The sequence below is a fragment of the Serratia sp. 201 genome (genome assembly GCF_037027545.1).
GTDB classification, from domain to species: Bacteria; Pseudomonadota; Gammaproteobacteria; order Enterobacterales; family Enterobacteriaceae; genus Serratia; species Serratia bockelmannii.
On record NZ_JAXCHC010000001.1, the window covers coordinates 671235 to 697699 of the forward strand.

The 26465-nt window shown below is 62.4% G+C and carries 26 protein-coding genes; 17 read left to right on the top strand and 9 right to left on the bottom strand.

Features of this window, described 5'->3' with window-relative positions:
* The first annotated feature begins 43 nt into the window (after positions 1-43).
* Together WA302_RS03705 and WA302_RS03710 are read left to right on the top strand one after the other, a co-directional pair.
* A complete protein-coding gene (locus tag WA302_RS03705; protein WP_049295242.1) occupies positions 44-613 on the top strand; it encodes a helix-turn-helix domain-containing protein in 570 nt (189 codons plus the stop codon).
* Positions 614-615: 2 nt separating this feature from the next.
* The gene (locus WA302_RS03710) at positions 616-1134 is read left to right on the top strand and encodes a GNAT family N-acetyltransferase (protein ID WP_043137032.1); all 519 of its coding nucleotides are present in this window, start codon (positions 616-618) and stop codon (positions 1132-1134) included.
* A gap of 3 nt (positions 1135-1137) precedes the next feature.
* Here the strand turns inward: WA302_RS03710 and WA302_RS03715 are convergent, their stop codons facing one another.
* The 3 genes from WA302_RS03715 to ompC form a co-directional block, all read right to left on the bottom strand.
* Positions 1138-1968 carry a 5'-nucleotidase, lipoprotein e(P4) family gene (locus WA302_RS03715; RefSeq protein ID WP_336062953.1) on the bottom strand — a complete coding sequence of 277 codons (831 nt, stop codon included), beginning with the start codon at positions 1966-1968 and terminating at the stop codon, positions 1138-1140.
* A gap of 17 nt (positions 1969-1985) precedes the next feature.
* The gene (locus tag WA302_RS03720; RefSeq protein ID WP_197790576.1) at positions 1986-2837 is read right to left on the bottom strand and encodes a GNAT family N-acetyltransferase; all 852 of its coding nucleotides are present in this window, start codon (positions 2835-2837) and stop codon (positions 1986-1988) included.
* Positions 2838-3016: 179 nt separating this feature from the next.
* On the bottom strand, positions 3017-4114 hold the full coding sequence (gene ompC / locus WA302_RS03725) for a porin OmpC (protein ID WP_025302059.1): 1098 nt from the start codon (positions 4112-4114) through the stop codon (positions 3017-3019).
* A gap of 241 nt (positions 4115-4355) precedes the next feature.
* Between ompC and WA302_RS03730 the strand changes: the two genes are divergently transcribed.
* From WA302_RS03730 to dinG, 4 genes are all read left to right on the top strand, one after another.
* A complete protein-coding gene (locus tag WA302_RS03730; RefSeq protein WP_025302060.1) occupies positions 4356-5012 on the top strand; it encodes a glutathione S-transferase family protein in 657 nt (218 codons plus the stop codon).
* A 124-nt stretch (positions 5013-5136) separates the two neighbouring features.
* Positions 5137-5469 (top strand): carboxymuconolactone decarboxylase family protein, encoded by a 333-nt coding sequence (locus WA302_RS03735; RefSeq protein WP_025302061.1) that lies wholly within the window; start codon positions 5137-5139, stop codon positions 5467-5469.
* Positions 5459-5851, top strand: coding sequence for a tautomerase family protein (locus WA302_RS03740; protein ID WP_089195663.1), 393 nt, complete (start codon positions 5459-5461; stop codon positions 5849-5851). The genes WA302_RS03735 and WA302_RS03740 overlap by 11 nt, the downstream gene beginning before the upstream one ends.
* A gap of 66 nt (positions 5852-5917) precedes the next feature.
* Positions 5918-8116: an ATP-dependent DNA helicase DinG gene (dinG, locus tag WA302_RS03745; protein ID WP_025302063.1), complete on the top strand. Its 2199-nt coding sequence runs from the start codon at positions 5918-5920 to the stop codon at positions 8114-8116.
* Here the strand turns inward: dinG and WA302_RS03750 are convergent, their stop codons facing one another.
* Positions 8117-8551, bottom strand: a complete 435-nt coding sequence (locus WA302_RS03750; RefSeq protein ID WP_025302064.1) for an Lrp/AsnC family transcriptional regulator — start codon at positions 8549-8551, stop codon at positions 8117-8119.
* Positions 8552-8687: 136 nt separating this feature from the next.
* On the opposite strand from WA302_RS03750, the gene WA302_RS03755 reads away from it, so the two are divergent.
* On the top strand, positions 8688-9596 hold the full coding sequence (locus WA302_RS03755) for a DMT family transporter (RefSeq protein WP_025302065.1): 909 nt from the start codon (positions 8688-8690) through the stop codon (positions 9594-9596).
* Positions 9597-9599: 3 nt separating this feature from the next.
* Here the strand turns inward: WA302_RS03755 and prpR are convergent, their stop codons facing one another.
* Positions 9600-11201, bottom strand: a complete 1602-nt coding sequence (gene prpR / locus WA302_RS03760; protein WP_336062963.1) for a propionate catabolism operon regulatory protein PrpR — start codon at positions 11199-11201, stop codon at positions 9600-9602.
* A gap of 245 nt (positions 11202-11446) precedes the next feature.
* On the opposite strand from prpR, the gene prpB reads away from it, so the two are divergent.
* The 4 genes from prpB (at position 11447) to WA302_RS03780 (ending at position 15745) form a co-directional block, all read left to right on the top strand.
* Complete coding sequence (gene prpB / locus WA302_RS03765) at positions 11447-12337, top strand: methylisocitrate lyase (protein WP_016928535.1); 891 nt, start codon at positions 11447-11449, stop codon at positions 12335-12337.
* Between the two features lie 33 nt (positions 12338-12370).
* The gene (gene prpC / locus WA302_RS03770) at positions 12371-13534 is read left to right on the top strand and encodes a bifunctional 2-methylcitrate synthase/citrate synthase (RefSeq protein ID WP_049208902.1); all 1164 of its coding nucleotides are present in this window, start codon (positions 12371-12373) and stop codon (positions 13532-13534) included.
* A 50-nt stretch (positions 13535-13584) separates the two neighbouring features.
* Positions 13585-15036 (top strand): bifunctional 2-methylcitrate dehydratase/aconitate hydratase, encoded by a 1452-nt coding sequence (locus tag WA302_RS03775; RefSeq protein ID WP_049208991.1) that lies wholly within the window; start codon positions 13585-13587, stop codon positions 15034-15036.
* A gap of 79 nt (positions 15037-15115) precedes the next feature.
* Positions 15116-15745 carry a LysE family translocator gene (locus WA302_RS03780; RefSeq protein ID WP_025302070.1) on the top strand — a complete coding sequence of 210 codons (630 nt, stop codon included), beginning with the start codon at positions 15116-15118 and terminating at the stop codon, positions 15743-15745.
* Here WA302_RS03780 and WA302_RS03785 read toward each other — a convergent pair.
* Positions 15742-16581, bottom strand: coding sequence for a helix-turn-helix transcriptional regulator (locus WA302_RS03785; RefSeq protein WP_301479805.1), 840 nt, complete (start codon positions 16579-16581; stop codon positions 15742-15744). The genes WA302_RS03780 and WA302_RS03785 overlap by 4 nt on opposite strands.
* 99 nt (positions 16582-16680) lie before the next feature.
* On the opposite strand from WA302_RS03785, the gene WA302_RS03790 reads away from it, so the two are divergent.
* From WA302_RS03790 to WA302_RS03805, 4 genes are read left to right on the top strand one after another with little or no spacing between them, the layout of a single operon-like run.
* On the top strand, positions 16681-18105 hold the full coding sequence (locus WA302_RS03790) for an MFS transporter (RefSeq protein WP_301479807.1): 1425 nt from the start codon (positions 16681-16683) through the stop codon (positions 18103-18105).
* Positions 18106-18162: 57 nt separating this feature from the next.
* Positions 18163-18792, top strand: coding sequence for an FMN-binding negative transcriptional regulator (locus WA302_RS03795; RefSeq protein ID WP_301479809.1), 630 nt, complete (start codon positions 18163-18165; stop codon positions 18790-18792).
* A gap of 38 nt (positions 18793-18830) precedes the next feature.
* Positions 18831-19790 (top strand): DNA-binding protein YbiB, encoded by a 960-nt coding sequence (gene ybiB / locus WA302_RS03800; protein WP_043137073.1) that lies wholly within the window; start codon positions 18831-18833, stop codon positions 19788-19790.
* 46 nt (positions 19791-19836) lie between these two features.
* Positions 19837-21693, top strand: coding sequence for a M3 family metallopeptidase (locus WA302_RS03805; RefSeq protein WP_025302075.1), 1857 nt, complete (start codon positions 19837-19839; stop codon positions 21691-21693).
* Positions 21694-21756: 63 nt separating this feature from the next.
* On the opposite strand, the gene WA302_RS03810 is transcribed toward WA302_RS03805, so the two are convergent.
* From WA302_RS03810 to WA302_RS03820, 3 genes are all read right to left on the bottom strand, one after another.
* Positions 21757-22392 carry a carbonic anhydrase gene (locus tag WA302_RS03810; RefSeq protein ID WP_025302076.1) on the bottom strand — a complete coding sequence of 212 codons (636 nt, stop codon included), beginning with the start codon at positions 22390-22392 and terminating at the stop codon, positions 21757-21759.
* A gap of 286 nt (positions 22393-22678) precedes the next feature.
* Positions 22679-22939 carry a multiple stress resistance protein BhsA gene (bhsA, locus tag WA302_RS03815; RefSeq protein ID WP_025302077.1) on the bottom strand — a complete coding sequence of 87 codons (261 nt, stop codon included), beginning with the start codon at positions 22937-22939 and terminating at the stop codon, positions 22679-22681.
* Between the two features lie 166 nt (positions 22940-23105).
* On the bottom strand, positions 23106-23735 hold the full coding sequence (locus WA302_RS03820; protein WP_025302078.1) for a flavin reductase family protein: 630 nt from the start codon (positions 23733-23735) through the stop codon (positions 23106-23108).
* Between the two features lie 118 nt (positions 23736-23853).
* On the opposite strand from WA302_RS03820, the gene rlmF reads away from it, so the two are divergent.
* A complete protein-coding gene (gene rlmF, locus WA302_RS03825; protein ID WP_167325058.1) occupies positions 23854-24819 on the top strand; it encodes a 23S rRNA (adenine(1618)-N(6))-methyltransferase RlmF in 966 nt (321 codons plus the stop codon).
* A gap of 294 nt (positions 24820-25113) precedes the next feature.
* Complete coding sequence (locus WA302_RS03830) at positions 25114-26418, top strand: methyl-accepting chemotaxis protein (RefSeq protein ID WP_060432706.1); 1305 nt, start codon at positions 25114-25116, stop codon at positions 26416-26418.
* Positions 26419-26465 lie beyond the last annotated feature (47 nt).

Consider the following 26465-nt stretch of genomic DNA (forward strand, 5'->3'; position numbering starts at 1 on the left):
AGATTATTTCTCTTATATGGGATTTTTAAGCGGAGTATGAACGATGGATAACGGTTTGGAGATGGCCGACCTGAGGTTGGCGCAGCGGCTGGCGGATTTGCGCCAGCAGCGGGCGTGGTCGCTGGAGGAGTTGGCGCAGCGCACCGGCCTTAGCCGGGCGACGCTCTCGCGGGTGGAGCGCGCCGAGACCAGCCCGACGGCATCGTTGCTGAACCGGCTGTGCGCCGCCTACGGGTTAACCATGTCGCGCCTGTTGAGCGAAATCGAAGACGAACCGCCGGAGCTGCTGCGGCCGCCGCAACAGCCGGTGTGGGTCGATCGGGCCAGTGGTTTTCACCGTCGCTCCGTTTCCCCGCCCGGCGCATTGTATAAGGCCGAGTTTATCGAAGCCCGGCTGGATGCCGGCGCGCAGATCGATTACGACCTGCCGTCGATTCCAGCGCTGGAGCATCACCTCTGGCTGTTGTCCGGGCAGCTGGAATTGACCCTGGAAGGGCGCGTTTTCCGGCTGTCGCCCGGCGACTGCCTGCGCTACCGCCTGTTCGGCGCCTCCCGTTTCCATGTCCCCGGCGATGAGCCGGCCCATTACACGCTCGTTATCTGCAGGCCATAGCCATGATTGAATTGCAACAGTGGGACGCCGATGCGGCGCAAAGTGCCATGGCCGAGTTGGCCGAGATGCTGCACGCCAGCGTGGCGCACGGCGCCAGCATCGGTTTTGTCATGCCCTTTACGTTGGAACAGGCGCAGGCGTTTTGGCTGGGGCTGCTGCCGGCCCTGGTGCGGGGAGAGCGTGCGATGCTGGTGGCGCTCGAGAACGGTCGGCCGGTCGGCACCGTGCAGCTGCTGTTGGCGATGCCGGACAACGGCCGTCACCGGGCGGAAGTGGTCAAGCTGATGGTGCATCCGCAGGCGCGGCGGCAGGGCATCGCCCGGCTGTTGATGCAGGAAGTGCAGGCGCTGGCGGCGCGTCATCGGCGCAGCCTGTTGGTGCTGGACACCCTGAGCGGCAGCGCGGCGCAGGGATTGTACCGTCAATTGGGGTTCGAGGCGGCGGGCGATATCCCGCAATACGCCCGCGCCAGCGATGGCGGGGCGTTGGAGGCCACCTGCTATATGTACAAACTGCTGTGAGGCTTAGCGCCCGCGCCAGGCTTTGATCGCCTGTTGGCGCACCTGCAGCTTCTGCTGTGGCGTCAGCTTGTTGTAGTCGCGGGCCAGGCCGCTTTCCCAATCGCCGTACAGCGGGTTGGGCAGCACGATGAATTCGGTGCCGAACTTGTTCTGGTTCTCGCTGACGAACGCCCGGCGCTGCGCATTATCCTGGTGGTAAGTCGCGGCGCCGAAGTCGTTCAGGTTGTCGCCCGCGTACACCACGATGTCATAGCCGGCTTGTTTGATGGCGTAGAAGCGCGCCTGCTTATTGGAAGTGTCGGTACTGAGCAAGACGGTCTTTTCCGACATGCCGGTGAAGCCGAGTTTCTGCATGTTGGCCACCGTGGCAGCGTATTCGCTCTGCTTGCGGTTCGAGACGTAGAACATTGTTCCCTGATGAGCGTTAACGTAGCGGGCGAACGACACGGCACCCGGCACCGCGCCGGCCTGTTCGGCCTGCGTCCACTGGGCCCAGGTGGCGCCGTCGTACGGCTGGCCCTGCTGCGCCTGCCAGCCGGAGTAGGCGCTGTTGTCCAGCAGGGTTTCATCCAGATCGACCACCACCGCCTTTTTGCGGCCCGGTGCGGCCTTGGCCTGATCGAAGGCGCGCTGCGCGCTGTTGAACGCCTGATGCGCCAGCGCCTGGTATTCACCGGACTGTTGGAACCAGTTCACCGCCAGCACCGACTGATCCGCCAGCCGCTGCTGGGCCTGAGCGTCGGTATGCGGCGGCTGCGCGCAACCGGCCAGCGTCAGCAGCGCGACGCCAACTGCCGCGCCAAGGGTGAGTTTCCTTGCCTGTTTTCCTGCCATCGTTCTCTCTCTCGGTTTTAGTCTTGTGGGCTGTCCAGCAGCATATCCATCTCGAACTGGCGCAGGGGCTCCTGACGCCAGCCAAGATGCGTAAAGAAGGGGGCGGCCACCTCGGGCACAAAGACGTTGGCGGTCAGCGGCAAAGGGGCGAACTGCGCTTGCAGGGCGGCCAGCAAGGCGCGGGCATGCCCCTGACCGCGGTGCTGCGGGGGCACGTAGATCAGGCGCAGCCAGCAGTGCTCGGCGCCGGGCATCACCACGGCGTAGGCCTGACGATTGAGCGTATAGGCTCGCGGTGTGCCCGGCAGCTTGAACAGCGATTCGGGGGCAATCAGCCAGGGCAGGTCGGTGGCGCCTTCCGCCGTCAGGCAATGGCTGACGGTCAACGTATCGACCGCCTGCAGCACCGCCGTGCCTGGCGGCACTTCCGCCGGCGCCTGGTGGCCGGTCAGGGTGCGCACGATGCGCAGCCCGGCGCGATGGTACAGCGCCAGCGCGGCTTCGTTGCCTTCGATCACTTCCAGCGACAGCCGATGGTCGCCGCGCTGACGGGCATCCGCCACCACCCGCTGCATCAGCGCCTTACCCAGCCCCTGACCGCGCATCTCGGGGCGTATGGAAAAGGCCGCGACCCGGCTGTGTCGGCCGCGACGGGCGATCAGCGCCACCGCCACCGGTTCCTGGCGATGGGTGACGATCAAGCTGTCGTTCAGGCTGAGGTCTTCGGCGCCGAAGCGGGCGGCGAAGGCCGGCCCGTCGAGCACGAAGCGTACAATGTAGTTTTCAAAACAGTGGGTGAGGATATTGGCCAGCTCGTCGCTGCTGTAGCGCACGGCGTTGTGGAAGTCGAAGCGTCCGTCGTTGTGCATGGCTGATTCCGCTCGGGGGAAAGCTATACATGTAGACCCGTTTGTTTTGCAAGGCAAGCGGGGGGATTCGTTGGCGGGGAAAATAAAAACAAAAAAGCCGGACGCAGCCGCCCGGCGAAATAAAACTCTGGGTATCAAGTGACGCTAAAGTTTGCAGTGGTGGTTATTCATTCATCACATCAGAACTGGTAGGTCAGGGCGAGAACAACGACGTCGTCGTTTTTCAGGCCCAGCTTGTTGTCGTCATCGAGCTGGTTGATTTTATATTCGACATAAGTGGACATGTTTTTGTTGAAGTAATAGGTCGCCGCCACGTCGAAATATTTCACCAGATCGACATCGCCGATGCCTTCAATATCTTTGCCTTTCTGCTGAACGTAACCCAGCGATGGGCGCAGACCGAAGTCGAACTGATATTGCGCGACCAATTCAATCCCTTCCGCTTTATTGGCGAAGCCGCTAACGGAAGTCGAATTGTTATTGATGGTGGCGGTGCCGGAAATAGGCGCAATATTGCGGCTCTGCGAATAAGTCGCGGCCAGGTAGACGTTGTTGTTGTCGTATTTCAGACCACCGGCCCAGATATCGGCCTTGTCGCCTTTACCGAAGGTGCCCGCTTTTTGCGTGGCGGTGCGGTTGGAAGAGGCATAGGCGGCACCCACGCTCAGACCGTCGATGATTTCGTAGCTGGAGGAGAGGCCCCAACCGTCGCCGTTCGCCTTGCTGGCGGAGCGGCCGTCGTTTTCGTTCTTGCCCTGGTACTGCACGGCAAATTTCAGGCCGTCAACCAGACCGAAGAAGTTGTTATTACGGTAGGTGGCGACGCCGTTGGTGCGGCCGTTCATGAAGTTGTCGGTCTTGATATAAGCATCGTCGCCGAATTCAGGGATCATATCCGTCCAGGCGCCGACGTCGTAAATGATGCCGTAGTTGCGGCCGTAGTCAAAGGAGCCGAGATCCTTATATTTCAGACCGGCGAAGCCCAGACGCGTTTTGGTGTCTTTAGTGCCGTCGGATTCAGTATGGTTGGCGGCGATCTGATATTCCCACTGGCCGTAGCCGGTCAGCATATCGTTAATCTGAGTCGCGCCTTTAAAGCCGATGCGGACGTAAGTTTTATCACCGTCGTTGCCGGCATCATCGGAGAAATAATGCAGGGCTTTTACACGGCCGTAAAAATCGAGCTTGTTGCCGTCTTTATTGTAGATTTCTGCTGCCTGTGCCGCTTGCGCAAGTAAAAGTGCCGGAATAATAACGGCCAGAAGATTACGTTTCATGGGTTACCCTGCTTTATTCGATTGAAAGACGCTTATCATCAGTTGCATTGCTGTTTCACTGTGCCGCCTGATTGTTGGCGGCGGAGAATTTTTACCGTAGTAATGTGATCCATTTATGACAAAAAATTCATTTTCATGTCGAACGATTAAAAAAGTCGCGCAAAGGGTGAATTTTTTCTTCAGCCGACGGTCGGCGGCTGGTCTACAGTTATCGATACCTTGTTCCGCTGCGGGAGGAATCATGCACGATACTTATACTTTGTTCGGCACGCAGGGTTGCGGTTCGACGATCGTGGCCGCCGCGTTGGCGTTGACCGCGTTCCCCTGGGGCTATGAGGAGGTGGACTACACGCAGGACGGCCCGGAGCGCGATCGCCTGCTGGCGCTAAACCCGCTGGGCCAGGTGCCTACCTTGGTGTTGCCCAATGACGAAGTGATGACGGAGAGCGCGGCGATTATCCTGCTGCTGCACGATCGCGCACCGCATGCTGAACTGGCGCCGCCCGGCGGCTCGCCGCTGTTGCCGCGTTTTCTGCGCTGGCTGCTGTTCATTAACGCGGAGATTTACCCCACCTTCACCTATGCCGACCATCCGCAGCGCTGGCAGCCGCAGGCGGCGGGGGCGGAGCAGCTGAAAAATGCGGTGATGGATTATCGCGAGCGTTTATTGCAGCAGCTGAACGCCGCCGCCGGCGCAGCGGGCCCGTGGTTTCTCGGCAAGAGCTTCAGCGCGTTGGATCTGTACGTGGCGGTGATGTGCAACTGGCGGCCGGGCCGCGCATGGTTCCGGCAGCACTGCCCGCGGCTGTACGCCATCGCCGAACGGGTGGAGCAGCGGCCGGAGCTGAATGCGCTGCTGAGCGCCCATTTCGACGGCGTTGCCCCACTGGAATCGTGAAACCTCCCCGCTGCCCGGCGGGGAACCCTCCCGTTTTTCTGAATCGAGACTGCCGAAAATCCCGATTTTCACTCGCTGCGGCGGCGGGTAGCGTAAGGCTATCCGCAACTGACAGGAGAGTGTGATGCCATCAGAATCCCAGGCCGGGCAACAGGCGTTCGGCGATATTGCCCCCAAGCTGGCGCAGCTCAGCGACAACATATTGTTTGACGATGTCTGGCAGCGGCCAGAGCTGAGCCCGCGCGAGCGCAGCCTGATCACCGTCGCCGCGCTGGTGGCGCTCAACCGCGTGGAACAGCTGCCGTTTCACCTGCAGCTGGCGCAGCGCAACGGCGTGGCGCGTCAGCAACTGGCCGAGCTCATCACCCATCTGGCGTTCTACGCCGGCTGGCCTGCAGCGGCATCGGCCGTGGCGCGCCTGCGCGAGCTGGAACCGGAGGCGCCCCATGCCGTTTAGCCGCATCGCCCTGCATCAGGGCAAATCCGCTGACTACCTGCAAACCTTGTCCGACAGCCTGCATCAGGCGCTGGTAGAGGCGTTCGAGGTGCCGCCGACGGACAAATTTCAGGTGATCGATCAATACCGCCCCGGTGAGCTTATCTACGATCGCGACTATCTCGGCGGGCCGCGCAGCGCGGATTTCGTGCTGTTTTACATCACCGCCGGGCGGCCGCGCGACAGCGACACCAAGCGGCGTTTCTACCGACGGCTGGCGGCGTTGCTGATGGAAAAGCTGCGGCTGAACCCCGAGGATGTGATGGTGGTGATCGCCACCACCCAGTTGGACGAGTGGTCGTTCGGCGGTGGTCGCGTCTCGATGATCGAGCCGCAGGCGTAACTCGGGCTGACGTCGCCGGCGGTCTGTGGGACAATAGCGCCATCATTTCGTTTAGATAAGAGTTGAATGGCGCTCTCCTCCGCAGTTAAAGATCAGATTGGCCAGTGGTACAAAGCCCTGCAGCAGCAAATACCGGATTTCATTTCCCGCGCGCCCCAGCGTCAGATGATCGCCGAGGTGGCGAAGACGTTGGCCGGTGACTACCCGCGCCATCTGGCGATCGAGGCGCCGACCGGCGTCGGTAAAACGCTGTCTTATCTGATCCCGGGCATCGCCGTCGGGCGGGCGGAGAGCAAGCCGCTGGTGGTGAGCACCGCCAACGTGGCGCTACAGGACCAGATCTACAGCAAAGATTTGCCGCTGCTGAAGAAGATTATCCCCGATCTGAAATTTACCGGTGCCTTTGGCCGCGGGCGTTACGTCTGCCCGCGTAACCTGGCGGCGATGAGCACCGACGTCAGTCAACAGGGCGATCTGACGCTGTTCCTCGACGACGAACTGGCGCCGTCCAGCGGCGAAGAGCAGGCGCTGTGCCAGAAACTGACCAAGGCGTTGGCTCGCTTCGAGTGGGACGGGCTGCGCGATCACTATCAGCAGAGCATCGACGATCCGCTGTGGGCCAAGCTGAGCACCGACAAGGCCAACTGCCTGGGGCGCAACTGCCACTACATTCGCGAATGCCCGTTCTATATTGCCCGCAAAGAGATCGAGAGCGCCGACGTGGTGGTGGCCAACCACGCGCTGGTGATGGCGGCGCTGGAGACGGAATCGGTGCTGCCGAACCCGAAAGAATTGCTGCTGGTGCTGGACGAAGGCCATCATTTGCCTGAGGTGGCGCGCGACGCGCTGGAGATCGACGGGGAAATCACCGCGCTGTCGACCAACCTGCAGTTGGACATGATCGTGCGCCAGGTCGAGCAGTGCATGACGCAGTACCGGCCGAAGAATCCGCCGGGGCTGGCCAACAGCGAACGGCTGAAAAACCATTGCGAGGAGCTGCGCGAGCTGGTGCAGATCTTCGAGCATCAGGTCAGCGCCTACCTGCCCGGCGATAGCGTGGCGGCCGAGCACCGTTTTGAAATGGGCGAGCTGCCCGCGGAGATGGTGGAGAGCTGCGCACGGCTGTTTAAACTGACCGATGCATTACGCGGGCTGGCGGAGTTCGTGCTTAACGATCTTACCGAGCAGACCGGCAAGCACGACATCGTGCGTCTGCATCGCGCGATCATTCAGATGAGCCGCACGCTGGGCTATCTGGAGGCGATGAGCAAGCTGTGGCGGCTGGCGGCGCTCGACAAGTCGTCCAACGCGCCGATCTCCAAATGGGTCACGCGCGAGCTGCGCGATAACGTTACCCATCTGTATTTGCACTGCGTCGGCATCCGCGTCAGCGACCAGCTGGAGAAGCTGCTGTGGCGCAAGGTGCCGCACGTGGTGGTCACCTCGGCCACGCTGCGTTCACTGAACAGCTTCGCGCGTTTGCAGGAGATGAGCGGGCTGAGCGAGAAGGCCGGCGATCGCTTCGAAACGCTCTCTTCGCCGTTCAATCACGTCGAACAGGGCAAAATTGTCATTCCGCAGATGCGCTATGAACCGGCGCTCGCCAACGAGGCGGAGCACCTCGAGGAGATGGCGCGGTTTTTCCGCGCCGAGCAGGCGAGCGGCAAGCACAAAGGCATGCTGATCCTGTTCAGCAGCCACCGGGCGATGCAGACTTTCCTCAGCTACGTGACCGATCTGCGGCTGATGCTGCTGGTGCAGGGCGACCAGCCGCGCTACCGGCTGGTGGAAGAGCACCGCAAGCGGGTGGAGAAGGGCGTCGCCAGCGTGCTGGTGGGGCTGCAATCGTTCGCCGAAGGGCTGGATCTGAAAGGCGAACTGCTGACCCAGGTGCATATTCACAAAATCGCGTTCCCGCCGATCGACAGCCCGGTGATCATCACCGAAGGCGAGTGGCTGAAATCACTGAAGCGCTATCCGTTCGAAGTGCAGAGCCTGCCGAGCGCCTCGTTCAACCTGATCCAGCAGGTCGGCCGACTGATCCGCAGTAACCAATGCTACGGCGAGATCGTGATCTACGATCGCCGGCTGTTGACCAAAAACTACGGTTCGCGGCTGTTGGCGTCGCTGCCGGTGTTCCCGATTGAGCAGCGCGCGGTGCCGGAGGCCGACAAGGCGCATCTGGCGGCGCTGAAATCCGCCGCCGACGCGGCCAAAAAAGAGAAGAAGCGCGGCAACCCGTTCGCCCGCAAACGGCGGCGTTGATCAGAGCAGCGGCGGCAGGCGGCGCTTGACCGGCGTGGTTTTCACGATCGAGGTGTTGCTCTGCGCATGCTCGGCCAGCCGATCGAGGGTATGGTCGAGCTGTTCCATCGAGTGCGCCACCAGCCGCACGATAAAGCAGTCTTCGCCGGTCACCTTATCGCATTCGACCACTTCCGGGATCGCCTGAATCAGCTGCTCGACCTTCTTCAGCATGCCCGGCAGCGGCTTGATGCGCACCAGCGACTCGAAGGCATAGCCTACCGCCTGCAGATTGACGTTCAGGGTATAACCCTGGATCACGCCGCTTTCCTCCAGCCGCCGCAGTCTTTCCGACGTGCTCGGCGACGACAGCCCCACCTGCGCGCTCAGCGTCTTCAACGATGCACGCGCATCTTCCGCCAGAATGGTCAGGATTTGGCGATCGATATCATCCATAACGCCTCCGTTAGGTATTTTCTTTATTATAGCTGCGATAAAAAGGCAGTTAAGCATATCTGCCTTTTTTATGCTATGGAAAGCCGCCCCGCGAAGCCGCAAGCTATGTCTCTGGGCAAGCTTCGAGGAATGCAGAATGAATGCAGAGATAAAACGCGGATCGCTGGAGATGGCGGCGGCGATGTTGATTTCCGGCTCTATCGGCTGGTTTGTGTTGATGTCCGGCCAGCCGGTTATCAACGTGGTGTTTTGGCGCTGCGCGGTAGGCGCGCTGGTGCTGCTGGCGGTGTGCGGCGTACTGGGGCAGCTGCGACGCGATGCGCTGACGCGCGCCACGCTGCTGCTGGCGATCGCCGGCGGCGTCGCGCTGGTGATCAACTGGCTGCTGCTGTTTGCCGCCTATTCCTATGCCTCTATTTCCATCGCCACCGCGGTGTATAACACCCAGCCGTTTATGCTGGTAGGGCTGGGGGCGCTGTTTTTGGGGGAACGGCTGACCGCCCGCAAGCTGCTGTGGCTGGGGCTGGCGTTCGGCGGCATGATGCTGGTGGTGCTGGCGCAGCCGCGGCAGGCGGGGGAGCAGAGCCATTATCTGGCGGGCATCGCGCTGGCGCTCGGCGCGGCGTTTTTCTACGCCCTGATGGCGCTGGCGGCCAAGCGGCTGAAGGGCACGCCGCCGCATCTCATTGCGCTGATCCAGGTGACGGTAGGGGCGGTGATGCTGTTGCCGCTGGTGGATTTCCATGTTTCGGCTAGCGTTGGGCAGTGGGGGATGCTGGCGACGCTCGGCGTGCTGCACACCGGCCTGATGTACGTGTTGATGTACGGTGCGCTGCAGAAGCTGCCCACCAACCTGATCGGCTCGCTGTCGTTTATCTACCCGATCGCCGCCATGTTGGTGGATCGCCTGGCGTTTGGCCACCGCCTGTCGGCGTGGCAGCTGCTGGGCGCGGCGATCATCCTGCTGGCGGCGGCGGGCATGAACCTGCTGGGCGATCGGCGAGCGCGACTGCTGCCGGCCTCGGACGGCCGGCGCGCCGGCTGATGCTCAGTTCGGTTTTTTCAGCCGGCGCCATATGGTGGTGCGGCTGATCCCGAGCAACCGGGCGGCGGCGGCGTGGTCGCCCCCGCACCGCGCCAGGGCTTCGTGGGCGGAGATGGGCGCCGCCTGCGTCTCGGGCGGCGTGACCGCCGCCAGCTCCGGCAACAGCCACTGCAGCGTTTCACCGCTCGGCGCTGCGCCGGTGCTCAGCATCAGCGCTACCCGTTCCATCATGTTGCGCAGTTCGCGCAGGTTGCCGGGCCAGGCGTAATGGCTTAGCGCGGCGTAACAGCCGGCCAGGGCGGTGCGCAGCGGCTCCGTCAGCGGCACATCGAGCGCCGCCAGCGACTGTTTCAGAAAGTGTTCCGCCAGCATCGCAATATCGTCGCCGCGCGCCCGCAATGGCGGCAGCTGCAGCCGCAGGGCGCTCAGGCGATAAAACAGATCGGCGCGAAAACCGCCCCGTTGAATCGCCTGCTCCAGGCGGGTGTGGGTGGCGCTGATGACGCGAAAGTCGACCGTTACCGGCTGTTGCCCGCCCACCCGGGTGATAGTTTTCTCTTCCAGCGCGCGCAGCAGTCGCGTTTGCAGGTGCAGCGGCATTTCGCCGATCTCATCCAGAAACAGAGTGCCGCCGTTGGCGGTTTCCAGCAGCCCGCGTCGGCCGCCGCGCCGTGATCCGGTGAAGGCGCCTTCCTCATAGCCGAACAGTTCCGCCTCCAGCAGCGATTCGGCGATGGCGCCGCAGTTGATGGCGACGAACGGCGGCGTCGCCCCCCTGGACGGTGCGCCGCGCCGGGAAAAGTATTCGCGGTGGATTGCCTGCGCCGCCAGCTCTTTGCCAGTGCCGGTTTCTCCTTCAATTAATACCGCCGCCGGCGAGCGGGCGTACAGCATGATGGTGCGCCGGGTCTGCTCCATCTGCGGGGAGTCGCCCTGCAAATCGCCCAGCCCATAGCGTGGCTGCAGGGTATCGCGTGCGGCGTAATCGCCGCCGCGTTTGCCGCCGCTCAGCATCAGGCGCGTTACGTCCAGCGCATCGCTGAAGGCGGCGCGCAGGGTGGCGGCGGAATAGAGAAAAATGGCGGTGAGCCCGGCCTCTTCCGCCAGATCGCTGATGAGGCCGGCGCCGACCACCGCCTGAATACCGGCGGCTTTCAGCTCGGCGATCTGGCCGCGGGCGTCCTCTTCGGTGACGTAACTGCGCTGTTCCAGCGGCAGATCGAAGGTTTGCTGGAACTCCATCAGTGCGGGCAAAGGCGTTTTATAGGTGATGACGCCGATCCGATCGGCGGTTCTGCGCGCCTTGCTCAGCGCCTGCAGCAGGTCGAAGCCGCCGGGCTTGACCAGGATGACCGGCACCGACAGGCGACTTTTCAGGTAGGCGCCGTTGGAGCCGGCGGCGATGATGGCGTCGCACGGTTCGGTCGCCAGGCGTGCGCGGATGTGCTGCACCGCCTCCTCGAAGCCGAGACGGATCGGGGTGATGGTCGCCAGATGGTCGAACTCGAGGCTGATGTCCCGGAACAGATCGAACAGGCGGGTGATGGAGACGGTCCAGATCACCGGTTTGTCCGGCGCGCGGGATGTCGTGATGTGATCGCTCATGGTGGGTTACCGAATGGAAGTGGCTGCATTAGGTGTAGCCCGGTTTCAGTTATGTTTCAAATTTACTGTGTGAAACAACGATTGAAACGTTAACTGAAACGTTTTTTATCCCTTTGCCAGGCCAATGGCGCTGAATATGTTGTAACTCACTTATTTTTATCGTTTTTAATTTTTCCCCTCACCGAAGTGAAACCTGGCCCGCTCCTTGCTCTGTCTGTTTCATCTGGCTAATCGGAGAAAACGTCATGACGCTGCGCTCACCCGGGCTCGCCTTTCGTCAGGCCCTGAGTAAAGAAAAACCCCTGCAAATCGCCGGCGCGATCAACGCCAACCATGCCTTGCTGGCTCAGCGGGCCGGATTCCAGGCCATCTATCTTTCCGGCGGCGGTGTGGCGGCCGGTTCGCTGGGATTGCCGGACCTGGGCATTTCGACGCTGGACGATGTGTTGACCGATATTCGCCGCATCACCGACGTCTGCCCGCTGCCGCTGCTGGTGGATGTCGACAGCGGTTTCGGCGCTTCGGCGTTCAATGTCGCCCGCACGGTGCGCTCGGTGAGCAAGGCCGGGGCGGCGGCGCTGCATATCGAAGATCAGGTCGGCGCCAAGCGCTGCGGCCATCGGCCCAATAAGGCCATCGTCTCCACCGAAGAGATGGTGGATCGCATCAAGGCGGCGGTAGATGCGCGCAGCGATCCGGACTTCGTGATCATGGCGCGCACCGACGCGCTGGCGGTGGAGGGGCTGGAAGCGGCCATCGAGCGCGCTCAGGCTTACGTGGCGGCCGGGGCCGACATGCTGTTCCCGGAAGCGATCACCGAACTGGGCATGTACCGCCGTTTCGCCGAAGCGACGCAGGTGCCGATCCTCGCCAACATCACCGAATTCGGCGCGACGCCGCTGTTCACCACCGACGAGCTGCGCAGCGCTCGGGTGGATATGGCGCTGTATCCGCTGTCGGCCTTTCGGGCGATGAACCGGGCGGCGGAGCGGGTGTACCGCGCCCTGCGCGAGGAGGGCACGCAGAAAAGCGTCATCGACACCATGCAGACCCGCAACGAGCTGTACGAAAGCATCAACTACTATTTGTTCGAAGAGAAACTCGACGCTTTGTTCGCTCGCCAGCGCGACGAATAAGCGCCATTCACGCAGAAGCCAAATGAGGACAGTATGAGCCAAGCGATCCCCCCGCAAAGCCCGACTGGCGTTAAGCCGAAAAAATCCGTGGCGTTATCCGGCGTGCCCGCCGGAAATACCGCGCTGTGTTCCGTAGGGCGCAGCGGCAACGATCTGCACTACCGCGGTTACGATATCCTCGATCTCGCGCGCCACTGCGAGTTTGAAGAGGTCGCCCATCTGCTGATCCACGGCAAGTTGCCCAACCGCGACGAGCTGCAGGCCTATAAACACCGTCTCAAAGCGCTGCGCGGCCTGCCCGCCAGCGTGCGCACGGTGCTGGAGGCGCTGCCGGCGGCTTCGCATCCGATGGACGTGATGCGCACCGGCGTTTCGGCCCTTGGCTGCACGCTGCCGGAAAAAGAGCAGCACGGCGCGGCCGGCGCGCGCGACATTGCCGATCGGCTGCTGGCGTCGTTGGGATCGATGCTGCTCTACTGGTATCACTACAGCCACAACGGCGAGCGCATTCAGCCGGAGACCGACGACGATTCCATCGGCGGCCACTTTCTGCACCTGCTGCACGGCGAGGCGCCTTCTGCCAGCTGGGAGCAGGCGATGCACGCGTCATTGATCCTGTACGCCGAGCATGAGTTCAACGCCTCGACCTTCGCCGGCCGGGTGATCGCCGGCACCGGATCCGACGTCTATTCGGCGATCGTCGGCGCCATTGGCGCGCTGCGCGGGCCGAAGCACGGCGGCGCCAACGAGGTGTCGCTGGAGATCCAGCAACGCTATGAAACGCCGGACGAAGCGGAAGCCGACATTCGCCGCCGCATCGACAACAAAGAGGTGGTGATTGGCTTTGGGCACCCGGTGTACACCGTCTCCGATCCGCGCCATCAGGTGATCAAAGAGATCGCGCTGCGCCTGTCGCAGGAAGCGGGCGCGATGAAGCTGTATGACATCGCCGATCGGCTGGAAAGCGTGATGCGTGACACCAAAAAGATGTTCCCCAACCTCGACTGGTTCTCGGCGGTGTCTTACCACCAGCTGGGGGTGCCCACTGAAATGTTCACGCCTCTGTTTGTCATGGCGCGCGTCAGCGGCTGGTCGGCGCACATCATCGAGCAACGGCAGGACAACAAAATCATTCGCCCGTCCGCCAACTATACCGGGCCGGAAGCGCGGGCGTTCGTACCGCTGGATCAGCGCTGAGCGCCGGTCGTTATCGTGTCGTTTTCACTCTGGAGCCTTTGGAAATCATGATGCTTGAGTCTGCCAATACCCGCCGTCCGCCGTTCGATCGCGAAATGGTCGATATCGTCGATTATGTGATGAAAGAGGCCGTCGATAGCCCGGCGGCGTACCGCACCGCTCACTATTGCCTGCTCGACACCCTCGGCTGCGGGCTGGAGGCGCTGAGCTACCCGGCCTGCAAGAAACTGATGGGGCCGGTGGTGCCGGGCGCCGAGGTGCTGAACGGCAGCCGGGTGCCCGGCACCCGTTTCCAGCTGGATCCGGTGCAGGCGGCGTTCAATATCGGCGCCATGATCCGCTGGCTCGACTTCAACGACACCTGGCTGGCGGCGGAGTGGGGCCACCCGTCGGATAACCTGGGCGGGATCCTGGCGGTGGCCGATTGGCTCTCTCGCCAGGCGGTGGCGGCGGGCAAAGCGCCGCTGACCATGCGGCAGGTGCTGATCGCCATGATCAAGGCGCATGAGATCCAGGGCTGCCTGGCGCTGGAAAACGCCTTCAACCGGGTAGGGTTGGATCACGTGCTGCTGGTGAAGGTGGCGTCCACCGCGGTGGTGGCGCAGTTGCTCGGCCTGAGCCGCGAGGCGATCCTGAACGCGGTGTCGCTGGCGTGGGTGGACGGGCAGTCGCTGCGTACCTATCGCCACGCGCCGAACGCCGGCACCCGCAAATCCTGGGCAGCGGGGGATGCGACCGCCCGCGCGGTGCGGTTGGCGCTGATGGCCGCCACCGGCGAAATGGGCTACCCCTCGGCGCTGACGGCACCGACCTGGGGATTCTACGACGTCTCGTTTAACGGCAAACCTTTCCGCTTCCAGCGGCCGTACGGCGCGTATGTGATGGAGAACGTGCTGTTTAAAATTTCGTTCCCGGCGGAGTTCCATGCCCAGACCGCCGTGGAGGCGGCCATGACGCTGCACCGCCAGATGCAGGCCGCCGGCAAAACCGCCGCCGACATCGCCAGGGTGAGCATCCGCACCCACGAGGCTTGCCTGCGCATTATCGACAAGCAGGGGCCGCTGGATAACCCGGCGGATCGCGATCACTGCATTCAGTATATGGTGGCGATCCCGTTGCTGTTCGGCCGGCTGACGGCGGCGGATTACGAAGACCGGGTGGCCGAAGATCCGCGTATCGACGCATTGCGTAGCAAGATCCACTGCCATGAAGATCCCGCTTTCACGCGCGATTATCACGATCCGGAAAAGCGCTCGATCGCCAATGCGCTGACGGTGGAGTTCGCCGACGGCAGCCGTCTGGATGAGGTGGCGGTGGAGTATCCTATCGGCCATGCGCGGCGGCGCGAAGAGGGCATCCCGCTGCTGATCGAGAAGTTCAAAATCAACCTGGCGCGCCAGTTCCCAGCCCTGCAGCAGCAGCGCATTCTCGAGGTGTCGCTGGACCGCCAGCGGCTGGCGCAGATGCCGGTCAACGAGTATCTCGATTTGTGGGTGATCTGAGGTGAGCGGCGCTGACAAGCCACGTCGGCGTCGCTATGATGGACGCTCCATCCCCGTCCGTCTTCTTATCAGGTGATTCATGATTGATGCCGCAACGTTGTTGTTGTTTTCCGGTGCCTGTGTGGCGCTGGCGCTGACCCCCGGCCCGGATATGCTGCTGATCGCTTCGCGCAGCGTCAGCCAGGGGCGGCGCGCCGGTTTCGCTTCGCTGGCGGGCATTCAGCTCGGCACATACTGCCACGCGCTGGCGGCGGCGCTGGGGTTGTCGCAACTGTTCGTCGCGGTGCCGCTGGCTTACGACGCGGTGAGAATGTTGGGCGCCGCCTATCTGCTCTACCTGGCGTGGAAAACGCTGCGATCCGGCAGCAGTCTGCAGGCTTCTGCCGGGTTGCAGGCCGTGCCGACGGCGCGAATTTTCCGGCAGGGACTGTTCACCAACATCCTCAACCCGAAAATGGCGCTGTTCGTGCTGGCGCTGTTCCCGCAGTTTATCGATCCGCGTGCCGGCTCGGTGGTGGTACAGATGCTGGCGCTGGCGACGGTGCTGAATCTGGTGGGGTTGCTGATTAACGGCGGGGTGATCCTGGCGGTCAGCGGCATGAAAAGCCGCTTCGCCGGCCGCCGCTTCAGCGCCCGCTGGCCGAACTACCTGCTGAGCGGCGTATTCGCCGGGCTGGCCTGCAAACTCATTTTCGACAGCCGCCGCTAACCCTCGCGCAGCAGCGCTTCAAACGCCGCGCTGGCCGGTTCGTCCTGCAGCGCGCTGTACATCACCAACCGCAGGTGGTTCTCTTCGTCGACGATGAAAGAGGCGTGGTCAAAGGTGACCGGGCCGATTGCCGGGACGATGAAGCTGCGCCGCCCCTGGCAACGTCCGTGAATGTCATGCTGCCGCCAGAGCTGGCGGAATTGCGGCGATACCTGCTCCAGCGCCTGTACCCGTTGGCGCATCACCTCATCCTCCGGCGCACGGGCGTAGTCGCGGCGGAAGCTGGCCAGGATTTGCGGCGCCTGCGCCCGCCACTCCAGCAGGCGCGCATTGAGCTGCGGATCGGCAAACAGCATCCACAACATGTTGCGTTCTTGCGCCGGGCGATCGCCGATGGCGAACAGCCGCTGCGCCGCCGGATTCCAGGCGATGATGTCCCAACTCAGGTTCATGACGTAGGCCGGCCGCAGCGTCAAATCGTCCAGCAGGCGCCGCACCAACGGCGAAACCTGGCACCACTGATGCCCAACCGGCACCGGCGGGCGCTGATGCGCCAACAAGAACAGGTGGTAGCGGCCGGCGGCGTCGAGCTGCAGCACCCGCGCCAGATTTTCCAAAAACGTCACCGACGCATTGATTTCCCTGCCTTGCTCCAGCCAGGTGTACCAGGTGAGGCCGACGCCGGCCAGCGCCGCCACCTCCTCGCGCCGCAATCCCGGCGTGCGGCGGCGGCTGCCGCTCGGCAAGCCGACCGCCTCTGGCGACAGTTGTTCTCGTTTTTGCCGCAGAAAATCCCCCAGTTCGTGGCGGGTGCGTTCGAGGGTGCGTGGGGGCATGTCGGCCGTCCTGTTGCTGTCAGTAATAGTATAAATGGCTATATAGTAACAGTTTAAACCTTGTTCCATACTGCGGCCATCATAATCTCTGGAGGTGGTATGGAACATTCATTATCTGGTGAGCGGCGAGGGCTGCCCGGCCTGCCGGTGCTGCTGTTAGGCGGGTTCGTCACGGTGTTCGATCTGTTCGTGGTCAACGTGGCGGCGCCGGTGATCCAGCGGCAGTTCGCCGCCGATTTCGCCGGGGTCGGTTTGATCGTCGCCGGTTACGAGCTGGCGTTTGGGGTGCTGTTGATCGCCGGTGGGCGTCTGGGCGATCGCTTCGGGCGTCGGCGCTTGTTCAGCCTCGGCATGCTGGGATTCACGTTGAGCTCCCTGCTGTGCGGGCTGGCGGGATCGCTCGGCCTGCTGATCGCCGCGCGTATTCTGCAGGGGGCGACGGCGGCGCTGTTGTTCCCGCAAATTTACGCCTTGATGCGGGTGCTGTACGCGCCGCAACAGCGGCGACGCGCCTTCGCTTGGCTGGGCATGACGCTGGGATTGGCGGCGATCTTCGGCCAGATCCTCGGCGGATTTATCATCGAGGCTAACCTGTTCGGCAGCGGCTGGCGCATGATCTTTTTGATCAATTTGCCGATCGGCGCACTGGCGCTGTGGGCGGCGCGGCGCATTCCCGAATCGCGCGTGGCGCAGGCGCAGCGGCTGGACGGCGTTGGCCTGTGGCTGGCGGCGACCGGCCTGTCGCTGTTGTTGCTGCCGTTGCTGGAGGGGCCGGCGCGCGGCTGGCCGTGGTGGATAGCGCCGATGTTGGCGTTAGCGATGCTGACGCTGTGGGGCTTTCTGCGTTGGGAGCGCCGTCTGGCGCAGCGCGGTGATGATGCGGTGCTCGATCCGGCGCTGTTCCGTCAGGCGGGCTTCGCGCCGGGCATGGCGGTGGTGCTGGCGATTTATGCCACCGCCTCCTCGTTTTTCTTGTGTTTCGCACTGCTGCTGCAGGCGGGGGCGGGGCTGACGCCTTTTCAGGCGGGCAGCCTGTTCGCCCCGGCCAGCGCGGCCTTTATGCTGGCGTCGATGCTGGCGCCCCGGCTGGCGCTGCGTTGGGGCAATGGCGTACTGAGCGTGGGCGTGGCGATTTACGCCGCCGGGTTGGCGCTATTGATGGCGCAGGCGCTGTGGGGTGAGGCGCTGGCGCACCCTCTGCGGCTGCTGCCGGGGTTAGTGGTGCTGGGATTCGGTCAGGCGCTGAGCATGACGCCGCTGCTGAATCTGGTGCTGGGTTTGGCGCCGGAGCGGCAGGCGGGCATGGCGGCGGGTCTGGTTGCCACCGTGCAGCAGGTGGGGGGCGCGCTGGGCATCGTGGTCAGCGGCGTCGCTTTTGTACCGCTGTTGGCGAGCGGCGGCGCAGCGGAGCGCTATGCCCAGGCCTTTGCCGGCGCCATGGTATTTAATCTGTTGGCGATGGGCATCGCCCTGCTGTTGTTAAACCGGATCACTCGAAATACTCAGAAAGCGGATCTTAAGTAGGCCGCCGGCGGGTGCTTTACTGTTGTCATCATGAGAGAGCGATAAGGAGCCACACTGATGTTTCAACCCGCCACATTTCGCGAAGACAATCTGGATGCCCAACTGGCGCTGGTGCGCGCCCACCCGTTGGGGCTATTGGTCAGCCACGGCGAGCAGGGATTAACGGCCGATCCGCTGCCGTTTCTGGCCGATGTCGAACAGGGGCAGATCCGGCTGCGGGCGCACCTGTCGCGCGCCAACGCTCACTGGCGACGGCTGCAGCACGCGGCGGAATGCCTGGTGATTTTTCAGGGCGTGGAGGGCTATGTGTCGCCCGGCTGGTACCCGAGCAAGTGCCAGACCGGCAAAGTGGTGCCGACCTGGAACTACAGCATGGTGCAGCTGTATGGCGTGCCGACGGTGACGGACGATCCGGCCTGGCTGCGCCGCCAGCTGATCGACCTGACGGCACAACAGGAAGGGCGCCGCCCGGCGCCCTGGCGGCTCGACGACGCGCCGGCCAACTATATCGCCGCACAGCTTAAAGGCATCGTCGGTATCGAGATCGCCGTTACCCGGCGCGAAGGCAAATGGAAAATGAGCCAGAACCGCAGCGCCGACGATGCCGGCGGGGTGATCGCCGGGCTGCGCGAGGGCGATGACGCGCAGCGGCGACTGGCGGCGGAGGTTGAGCGGCGGCGCGGATAGGGTATGCTAACCGAAGAGTGAGCTGAGGGAACCTTCGGATGGATTACACCAAAATTATCAAAGAAATAGGCCGCGGCAAAAATCATGCGCGCGACCTGGACCGGCAGACCGCCTTTGAGCTGTATCAGGCGATGCTGGCCGGGGAGGTCCCCGAGCTGGAGCTGGGCGGCATTCTGATCGCACTGCGCATCAAGGGCGAAGCCGAAGAGGAGATGCTGGGCTTCTATCAGGCGATGCAGCAGCAGGTGTTGCCGCTGCAGGCGCCGCAGGGGCGGCCATTGCCGGTGGTGCTGCCGAGCTACAACGGCGCGCGCAAGCAGGCCAACCTGACGCCGCTGCTGGCGCTGCTGCTGGCGAAAGTGGGCCTGCCGGTGGTGGTGCACGGCGTGCTGGACGACAGCACCCGCGTGACCAGCGCCGAGATTTTCCGCGCTCTGGGGCTGCCGTGGTCGGAACAGGCTGCTCACGCCCAGCGGCGTCTCGATAACGGCGAGGCGGTATTCATGCCGGTTTCCACGTTGTCGGCGCCGTTGGCGCGGCAGCTCGGATTGCGTTGGCGCATGGGGGTGCGCAACAGCGCCCATACGCTGGCCAAGCTGGCGACGCCGTTCGGCGAACAGGATGCGCTGCGCCTCGCCAGCGTCTCTCACCCGGAGTATGTTGGCCGGGTGGCATCGTTTTTCCGCCAAATCGGCGCCCGCGGGCTGCTGATGCACGGCACCGAAGGTGAAGCCTACGCCAACCCGCTGCGCTGCCCGCAAATTCACCACATCGTCGGCGGCGAACAGCACGTATTGCTGGAGCGCACCTTGCAGGATGAAACGCCGGCATTGCCGGCGGCGAAAGACGCGGAAACCACCGCACGCTGGACCGAGCGCTGCCTGGCGGGCGAGGTGGCGATCCCGCAGGCCATCCAGCGGCAGGTCGCCTGTTGCCTGGTGGCCGCCGGCGAGAGCGAGACGCTCGAGCAGGGGCTGCAGCGCCTGCGTCAGGCCTAAGCGCGACTATACTGGGATATTTCCTCATCGGCTGAGAAGGACGGTTATGCAACAGGCTCTCGATTACTTCAATCAATTGAACCAGGATTACCTCGACGTTCACCGCGCCAAAGAAGAACTGTTCTGGCAAAACTACATGGGCACCGGCGATGAAGGCGTGTCGGCGCGCTTTTCCGCCGCGGAAAGCGCCTATAAGCGCTTTATCGCCGAACCGCGCCGGCTGGCCGAGATCCGCAATCTGCTGGCCGGATTGGAAACGCTGCCGCAGGAGGCGCAGCGCGATGCGCTGATCCACGGCCTGCAAGGCTGGCTGCGTTTCTTCGACTGTAACGCCATTGAAGATCCGCAGGCGCAGGCGTTGTTGGATCAGATCATTCACGCCGAGTCCGATCTCTACTCGCGCCGCAAGGGCTATCAGGTCACACATCTGAACGCCGACGGCCAGCGGGTGGCGGCCTCGCTCGGCGAGCTGCTGACCAACCAGGCGACCAACCCGAACGAAGACTACCGCCGCAGTTCGCAGCAGGCGCTGCGCGACCTGGAGCAATGGCTGCTGCATAACGGCCTGCCGGAGCTGATCGGCCTGCGCAACCGCTTTGCGCGCCAGATGGGCTATCGCAACTATTTCGACTACAAGGTGAACAAAACCGAGCGCATGACGCCGGAGCAGCTGTTCGCCATTCTGGATCGTTTCGAGCGGGAAACCCGCGAGGCCAACGCGCGCAGCCTGCAACAGCTGGCGGCCGACAAGGGCGGCCAGGCGCTGGAGCCGTGGAACGTACGCTTCGCCAGCGCCGGCGACGTCACCCGTCAACTGGATCCTTACTTCCCGTTTTCTCGTTCGCTGGAACGCTGGGTCGACAGCTTCAAACGCCTGCACATCGGCTTTGGCGGCGCCGAGATGAACCTCGATCTGCTGGTGCGCAAAGGCAAGTATGAGAACGGCTTTATGCACGGCCCGGTGCCGCCGTTTGTGCGCCAGGGGGAATGGGTGCCGGCGCGCATCAACTTCACCAGCCTGGCGCAGCCGGGGCAGGTGGGCAGCGGCGCTTACGGGCTCAACACCCTCTTCCACGAGGGCGGCCACGCGGCGCACTTCGCCAACATTCGCCAGAATGCGCCGTGCTTCTCGCAGGAGTTCCCACCGACCTCGATGGCCTATGCCGAAACCCAGTCGATGTTCTGCGACAGCCTGCTGGACGACGCCGACTGGCTGAAACGCTATGCGAAAAACGCCGCCGGCGAAGCGGTGCCTGATGCGCTGATCGAGGCCGGCATCGCGGCGCGCCAGCCGATGCGTGCGTTCAACGAACGCCACATCCTGCTGGTGCCGTACTTCGAGTGGGCGCTGTACCAGTGGGATGACGAGCAGCGCACGCCGGAAGCCATTACCGCGCTGGCGCGCGAGGTCGAGCAAAAGATCCTCGGCATCAGCGGCAGCCCGCGTCCGACGTTGGCGATCCCGCACCTGCTGTCGCTAGAATCCGCCTGTTCCTACCAGGGCTATCTGCTGGCGATGATGGCGGTAGAGCAAACCCGTCACTTCTTCCTGCAGCGCGACGGTTACCTGACGGACAACCCGGCCATTGGCCCGGATCTGGCGCAACACTACTGGTTGCCGGGCAACAGCGTCAGCCATGACGACACGCTGCGCAGCCTGACCGGCGAAGGGTTTAATCCTGACTATCTGGCGCAGGCCTGCAACCAGACGGTGGCACAGGCGTGGCATGAGGCGCAGCAGACGATGGCCGCCGCGGCCAAGCGCCCGCAGCCGCCGGCAGATTTCGATTTGCAGGCGCACATCCGGGTGGTGGATGGCGAGACGGTATTGGCGGACAACGCCGAGGGTGACGAGCGGATGTGCCGCGACTTCGCTGCGGCGATAGAGGCGCGCTTGCCTTAAGGCTGACAATAAAATCCACGCCGCGGCGTGGATTTTATTTAATGATAAAAACCGGGCGTTATTTTATTCGAAATAGACGTCGGGATTATCGGCCAGAGACACGAAGCTCTTGGTGTTTCTATCCAGCGTGCGAATTTCGCCGCTTTCGATGTCGTATACCCAGCCGTGTAGGCGCAGCCCACTGTTGCGCAGACCCACCGCCACAGAAGGGTGGGTTTTGATATTATTTAGCTGGGCTATGACGTTTTCTTCCACCATAGCGTTCACTTTGTCTGTTTCGCTATCCCAGGTTTTCTTCTCGACCACCGCTTTGGCCGCATCCGCGTAGTGCAGCCAGTGGGCAACGGCAGGCATGGGATCGAGGCACTGACAGGATGCGATAGCCTTCATGGCGCCACAGTTCGAGTGGCCACAAATCACGATATCAGTCACGCCCAGCGCCACCACCGCGTATTCGATAGTCGCAGAAACCCCACCCGGCTCCGGGCCAAAGGAAGGGACGATGTTACCGGCGTTACGGATAACGAAAAGCTGCCCAGGTTCTTGCTGCGTCACCAGCTCGGGCACCAGACGGCTGTCAGAACAGGAGATGAAAAGCGCTTTAGGATTTTGGCTGGAGGCCAGGCTGCGAAAGAGTTCCTTACGCTGCGGGAAAATCTCTTTCTGGAAACTGAGGAAACCTTCAATGATATGTTGCATACAACGCTCTCTGCATCTGTAGTCTGCGTAACATGATAATCATCCTCTCCCGTTAGTCCAGCAATGGGGTGGTAAAAAAATGTGTGCTTAACTGCCTGCAAACCCCATTAAATAAAGGGTTTCTGCCTGTTGGCGACGGTATTTTCCGGGTCGTTGACGCGTGGGTTGCTGACAAAGCGGACGATAGGAAAATTGCTGTCGTACCCATTCAGCGCTGACGTACGCGAACATAAAAAAAGCCCGCCGGGATGATATCCGGCGGGCTTTTGGACGTCTGGGGCGGCGATTATTTGTAGATAACCGCGGTGGCGTGCATCAGGTTATTGCCGCTGGTAGAGGTGATGGTGAAAGCCTTGGCGCCTACGGCATCGGCTTTGGCGGCCAGCTGAGAGGTCAGGCTGCTCAGGTCGGTTGCGCCGCTGGCGACGATCACGCCGGCTTTTTCGAATTGGGCGGCATCCTGGGCGCTGACGTGTTCAGCGGCAAAAGTGGTGAAAGAAACGGTGGCCAGAGCAATAGCAGCAGCAAAAGTTTTGATGGTTTTCATGTTCGTCATTCCTGTCAAAGTGAATTAGGGAGAAAGGGTTTGCCTTTCGATGGGCAGATTATTGCGCAGTGACAGGCGGGATGAAATCGGAGAGTGTTGATAGTTTTATTCAGATTTTTTGATTATTAATTCCCCCGTTTATCTTCTGCATAAACGGGGGAAACGATCAGCGTGACGGGCGCGTCAGATCGAAACGGTGCTGTTCGGAAATGCCGTAGTAGGCGGTCGGGCCGCCGGCGCGCAGGATAGGTTCGGCGGCGGCGGTCTGGTAGACGCCGTGTTCATCCAGCAGCGCCGGATCGAGATGCACCGCCACCACCTCGCCCAACACCAGCCAGGTCTCCACCTGTTCCCCGGCGGCGGTTTGCAGTTGGATGCATTGGGTCAGCCGGCATTCGAAGTTCACCGGGCTTTCGGCCACGCGCTCGGCTTTGACCCGGCGCCCGGGCAGCGGCGTGACGCCGGCGAAGGCGAATTCGTCCTCACCGCGCGGCAGGGTGATGGAACTGTTGTTCATCGCTTCCGCCAACGGGCGCGTCGCCAGGTTCCAAACGAACTCGCCGGTTTCTACGATATTCGCCACGCTGTCTTTCCAGCCGGTGCTGGCGAAACCGATGATCGGTGGGCGGTAGTTGAAGCAGTTGAAAAAGCTGTAGGGCGCCAGATTACGCAAGCCAGCGGCGCTGCGGGAAGAGATCCAGCCGATGGGGCGCGGGCCGACGATGGCGTTCAGCGGATCGTGCGGCAGGCCGTGGCCGGCGGCGGGTTCATAATAGTAACGAGATTCACGGCTCATGGGGGCCCCTGTGGCAATCGATGAAGCTTTCATTGTGCCGGGTTTCCCGCCGCTGCGCCATTGCGGGCCGGATGTGTTATCTTACGCGCCGGAAATCCCTTCAAGAGAGCCCGTCACGGTGGAAAAAAAGAAAACCTTCCCGCAGCAGAAAAGCGGCCTGCATCCGCGCAACCGTCATCGTTCGCGCTACGACTTCCCGGCGCTGATCGCCAGCTGCCCGGCGCTGGCGCCGTTCGTAAAACCGAACGCCTGGGGCGATGTCTCGGTGGATTTCGCCGATCCGGCGGCGGTGAAAATGCTCAACCGTGCGTTGCTGCAACACTTTTACGGCATCGAACACTGGGATATTCCGGCTGATTACCTGTGCCCGCCGATCCCCGGCCGCGCCGACTATCTGCACCACCTGGCGGATCTGCTGGCGACCAGCAACGGCGGCGAGATCCCGCGCGGCAAAGGCGTGGCGATCCTCGACGTCGGCGTCGGCGCCAACTGCATCTACCCGATCGTCGGCCTGCGCGAATACGGCTGGCGTTTCACCGGGTCTGAAATCGATCCGGTGTCGCTCAACGCGGCCAAGATGATCGTCGAGATGAACCCGACACTGCGCAATAGCGTGCGTCTGCGGCTGCAAAAACAGCCTGAGCTGATTTTTAGCGGCATCATCGGCGCGGCCGAGAAATTCGACGCCACCCTGTGCAACCCGCCGTTCCACGCGTCCGAGCAGGAAGCGCGCGCCAGCACCCGCCGCAAGCTGCATAAATTGGGCAAAGGGGAAGTGGCCGACAAGCCGGTGCAAAACTTCGGCGGCAAGAACAACGAGCTGTGGTGCGAAGGCGGCGAAGAAGCCTTTGTGCGCAAGATGGTGGAAGAGAGCGTCAGCAAGGCCAACAACTGCCTGTGGTTCACTTCGCTCATCTCGAAAAACACCACGCTGCCGGCCATTTATCATGCGCTGAAGGTGGCGGGCGCGGCCGAGGTGCGCACCATCGAGATGGCGCAAGGGCAGAAGATCAGCCGCTTCGTCGCCTGGACCTTCCACGACGCCGAGCAACAGGCCGCCTGGGCAGCCGAACGCTGGCGTTAATCTTCCCGGCGCCGGTTATCCTGCCGGCGCCGACAAAAATCCGCATTTTACCTTTCAATTTTCATCACTTACGTTATTCTCAATACAGTTTTCATAATAAAAATCTTAGGTTGTTGGTTTATTTAAATTCGAATAATTACTTTACTGAATAAATAAATTTAATCCGGTTAAGAGCAATAACCAGAAGGAGCGGCGCTGCCCGTTCCTTCCGCGATGGCACGTCTGCGTGTGGGCGCGGCATGTGGCCAGGAAAAATAAGAAAAGCGCCATCATCTGCCACAAGGACTACACCTTATGCTGTTACGATTCAGTCAGTTAACTACCCACAAAGGCGCCGAGCTGAGCGCGATAGAACACGCCGTTCCGATGATCGTATTTTCGCTCGACGGCACGGTCTTGCGCGCCAACGATCTTTTCCTCAGCACGCTGGGATTTCAACGCGATGACGTGATAGGTCAGCATCACCGTATTTTCTGCGATCCGAACTATGTCGCCAGCCCGTTATATCGCAAACATTGGGAGACGCTGAATAAAGGCCAACCCATCACGGACACCATAAAGCGCATCGCGAAAAACGGCGAGGCGGTGTGGCTGCAGGGCACCTATGCGCCGGTGCTGAATAAACAGGGTAAGGTGGTGGAAATCGTCAAGATCGCCAGCGAAGTGACCGAGCGAGTGACGCAGGCGCAGGAACACCGCAGCCTGCTGGCGGCGTTGAATCGCTCGATGGCGATGATTTCTTTCACGCCGCAGGGCACCATTGTCAGCGCCAACGACAATATGTTGGCGCTAATGGGCTATCGGCTGGAAGAGGCGTGTGGGCAGTCGCATGCGGTGCTGTGCCCGCCGGAGTTCGCCGCTTCCGACGATTATCGGCGGCATTGGCAGCGCCTGGCGCGCGGCGAGTTCATCACCGGGCGTTTTGAGCGCGTCAACCGGCGCGGTGAACGGGTATGGCTGGAGGCCAGCTATAACCCGATCCTCGACAACGACGGCCAGGTGGTGAAAGTGGTGAAGATTGCCCAGGACATCACCCGGCTGATGCAACAGCAGCAGCACGAAGAAGAGATGGTGCGTAACGCGCATCATCTGTCGCTTGACACCGATCGGCAGGCGGCGCAGGGTGCGGTCATCGTACAGCAGGCGGTGAAGGGCATGCAGCAGGTCGAAGCGGCGGCGCGCGAAACGTCGGACGTGGTCACCGAGCTCGGTAAGTGCTCTCAGCAGATCGGCACCATCGTCGAAGCCATTCGTAAAATCGCCTCCCAAACCAACCTGCTGGCGATTAACGCCTCCATCGAAGCCGCCCACGCCGGTGAGCACGGGCGCGGTTTTGCCGTGGTGGCCAACGAAGTGCGCACGCTGGCGGAGCAGTCGCGCAAGGCGGCGACCGAGATCGAACGCATGACCAAGTCTATCCAGCAGGGCGTAGCGGCGGCGATCGCCGGCATGGCGACCTGTGTGGAACAGGCTGGCGGCGGCGTGGCATTGACCCATGACGCCGGAGAAGTGATCAACCAGGTCAACATCGGCATGCACGACGTCGTGAAGCTGATGCAAGCATTTACGTCAGTGAAGCAGGGCGACGCGCTGCACTGAGTGTGCCGGGCGCCGCCCCTAAAAGCGGGGCGGCGTTTGCCTCTTCC

What these genes read in the sequence shown, in the direction of transcription:
- WA302_RS03705 (WP_049295242.1), top strand. Translation starts at nt 44, where the DNA reads ATGGATAACGGTTTGGAGATGGCCGACCTGAGGTTGGCGCAGCGGCTG.
- WA302_RS03710 (WP_043137032.1), top strand. Translation starts at nt 616, where the DNA reads ATGATTGAATTGCAACAGTGGGACGCCGATGCGGCGCAAAGTGCCATG.
- WA302_RS03715 (WP_336062953.1), bottom strand. Translation starts at nt 1,968, where the DNA reads ATGGCAGGAAAACAGGCAAGGAAACTCACCCTTGGCGCGGCAGTTGGC.
- WA302_RS03720 (WP_197790576.1), bottom strand. Translation starts at nt 2,837, where the DNA reads ATGCACAACGACGGACGCTTCGACTTCCACAACGCCGTGCGCTACAGC.
- ompC (WP_025302059.1), bottom strand. Translation starts at nt 4,114, where the DNA reads ATGAAACGTAATCTTCTGGCCGTTATTATTCCGGCACTTTTACTTGCG.
- WA302_RS03730 (WP_025302060.1), top strand. Translation starts at nt 4,356, where the DNA reads ATGCACGATACTTATACTTTGTTCGGCACGCAGGGTTGCGGTTCGACG.
- WA302_RS03735 (WP_025302061.1), top strand. Translation starts at nt 5,137, where the DNA reads ATGCCATCAGAATCCCAGGCCGGGCAACAGGCGTTCGGCGATATTGCC.
- WA302_RS03740 (WP_089195663.1), top strand. Translation starts at nt 5,459, where the DNA reads ATGCCGTTTAGCCGCATCGCCCTGCATCAGGGCAAATCCGCTGACTAC.
- dinG (WP_025302063.1), top strand. Translation starts at nt 5,918, where the DNA reads ATGGCGCTCTCCTCCGCAGTTAAAGATCAGATTGGCCAGTGGTACAAA.
- WA302_RS03750 (WP_025302064.1), bottom strand. Translation starts at nt 8,551, where the DNA reads ATGGATGATATCGATCGCCAAATCCTGACCATTCTGGCGGAAGATGCG.
- WA302_RS03755 (WP_025302065.1), top strand. Translation starts at nt 8,688, where the DNA reads ATGAATGCAGAGATAAAACGCGGATCGCTGGAGATGGCGGCGGCGATG.
- prpR (WP_336062963.1), bottom strand. Translation starts at nt 11,201, where the DNA reads ATGAGCGATCACATCACGACATCCCGCGCGCCGGACAAACCGGTGATC.
- prpB (WP_016928535.1), top strand. Translation starts at nt 11,447, where the DNA reads ATGACGCTGCGCTCACCCGGGCTCGCCTTTCGTCAGGCCCTGAGTAAA.
- prpC (WP_049208902.1), top strand. Translation starts at nt 12,371, where the DNA reads ATGAGCCAAGCGATCCCCCCGCAAAGCCCGACTGGCGTTAAGCCGAAA.
- WA302_RS03775 (WP_049208991.1), top strand. Translation starts at nt 13,585, where the DNA reads ATGCTTGAGTCTGCCAATACCCGCCGTCCGCCGTTCGATCGCGAAATG.
- WA302_RS03780 (WP_025302070.1), top strand. Translation starts at nt 15,116, where the DNA reads ATGATTGATGCCGCAACGTTGTTGTTGTTTTCCGGTGCCTGTGTGGCG.
- WA302_RS03785 (WP_301479805.1), bottom strand. Translation starts at nt 16,581, where the DNA reads ATGCCCCCACGCACCCTCGAACGCACCCGCCACGAACTGGGGGATTTT.
- WA302_RS03790 (WP_301479807.1), top strand. Translation starts at nt 16,681, where the DNA reads ATGGAACATTCATTATCTGGTGAGCGGCGAGGGCTGCCCGGCCTGCCG.
- WA302_RS03795 (WP_301479809.1), top strand. Translation starts at nt 18,163, where the DNA reads ATGTTTCAACCCGCCACATTTCGCGAAGACAATCTGGATGCCCAACTG.
- ybiB (WP_043137073.1), top strand. Translation starts at nt 18,831, where the DNA reads ATGGATTACACCAAAATTATCAAAGAAATAGGCCGCGGCAAAAATCAT.
- WA302_RS03805 (WP_025302075.1), top strand. Translation starts at nt 19,837, where the DNA reads ATGCAACAGGCTCTCGATTACTTCAATCAATTGAACCAGGATTACCTC.
- WA302_RS03810 (WP_025302076.1), bottom strand. Translation starts at nt 22,392, where the DNA reads ATGCAACATATCATTGAAGGTTTCCTCAGTTTCCAGAAAGAGATTTTC.
- bhsA (WP_025302077.1), bottom strand. Translation starts at nt 22,939, where the DNA reads ATGAAAACCATCAAAACTTTTGCTGCTGCTATTGCTCTGGCCACCGTT.
- WA302_RS03820 (WP_025302078.1), bottom strand. Translation starts at nt 23,735, where the DNA reads ATGAGCCGTGAATCTCGTTACTATTATGAACCCGCCGCCGGCCACGGC.
- WA302_RS03830 (WP_060432706.1), top strand. Translation starts at nt 25,114, where the DNA reads ATGCTGTTACGATTCAGTCAGTTAACTACCCACAAAGGCGCCGAGCTG.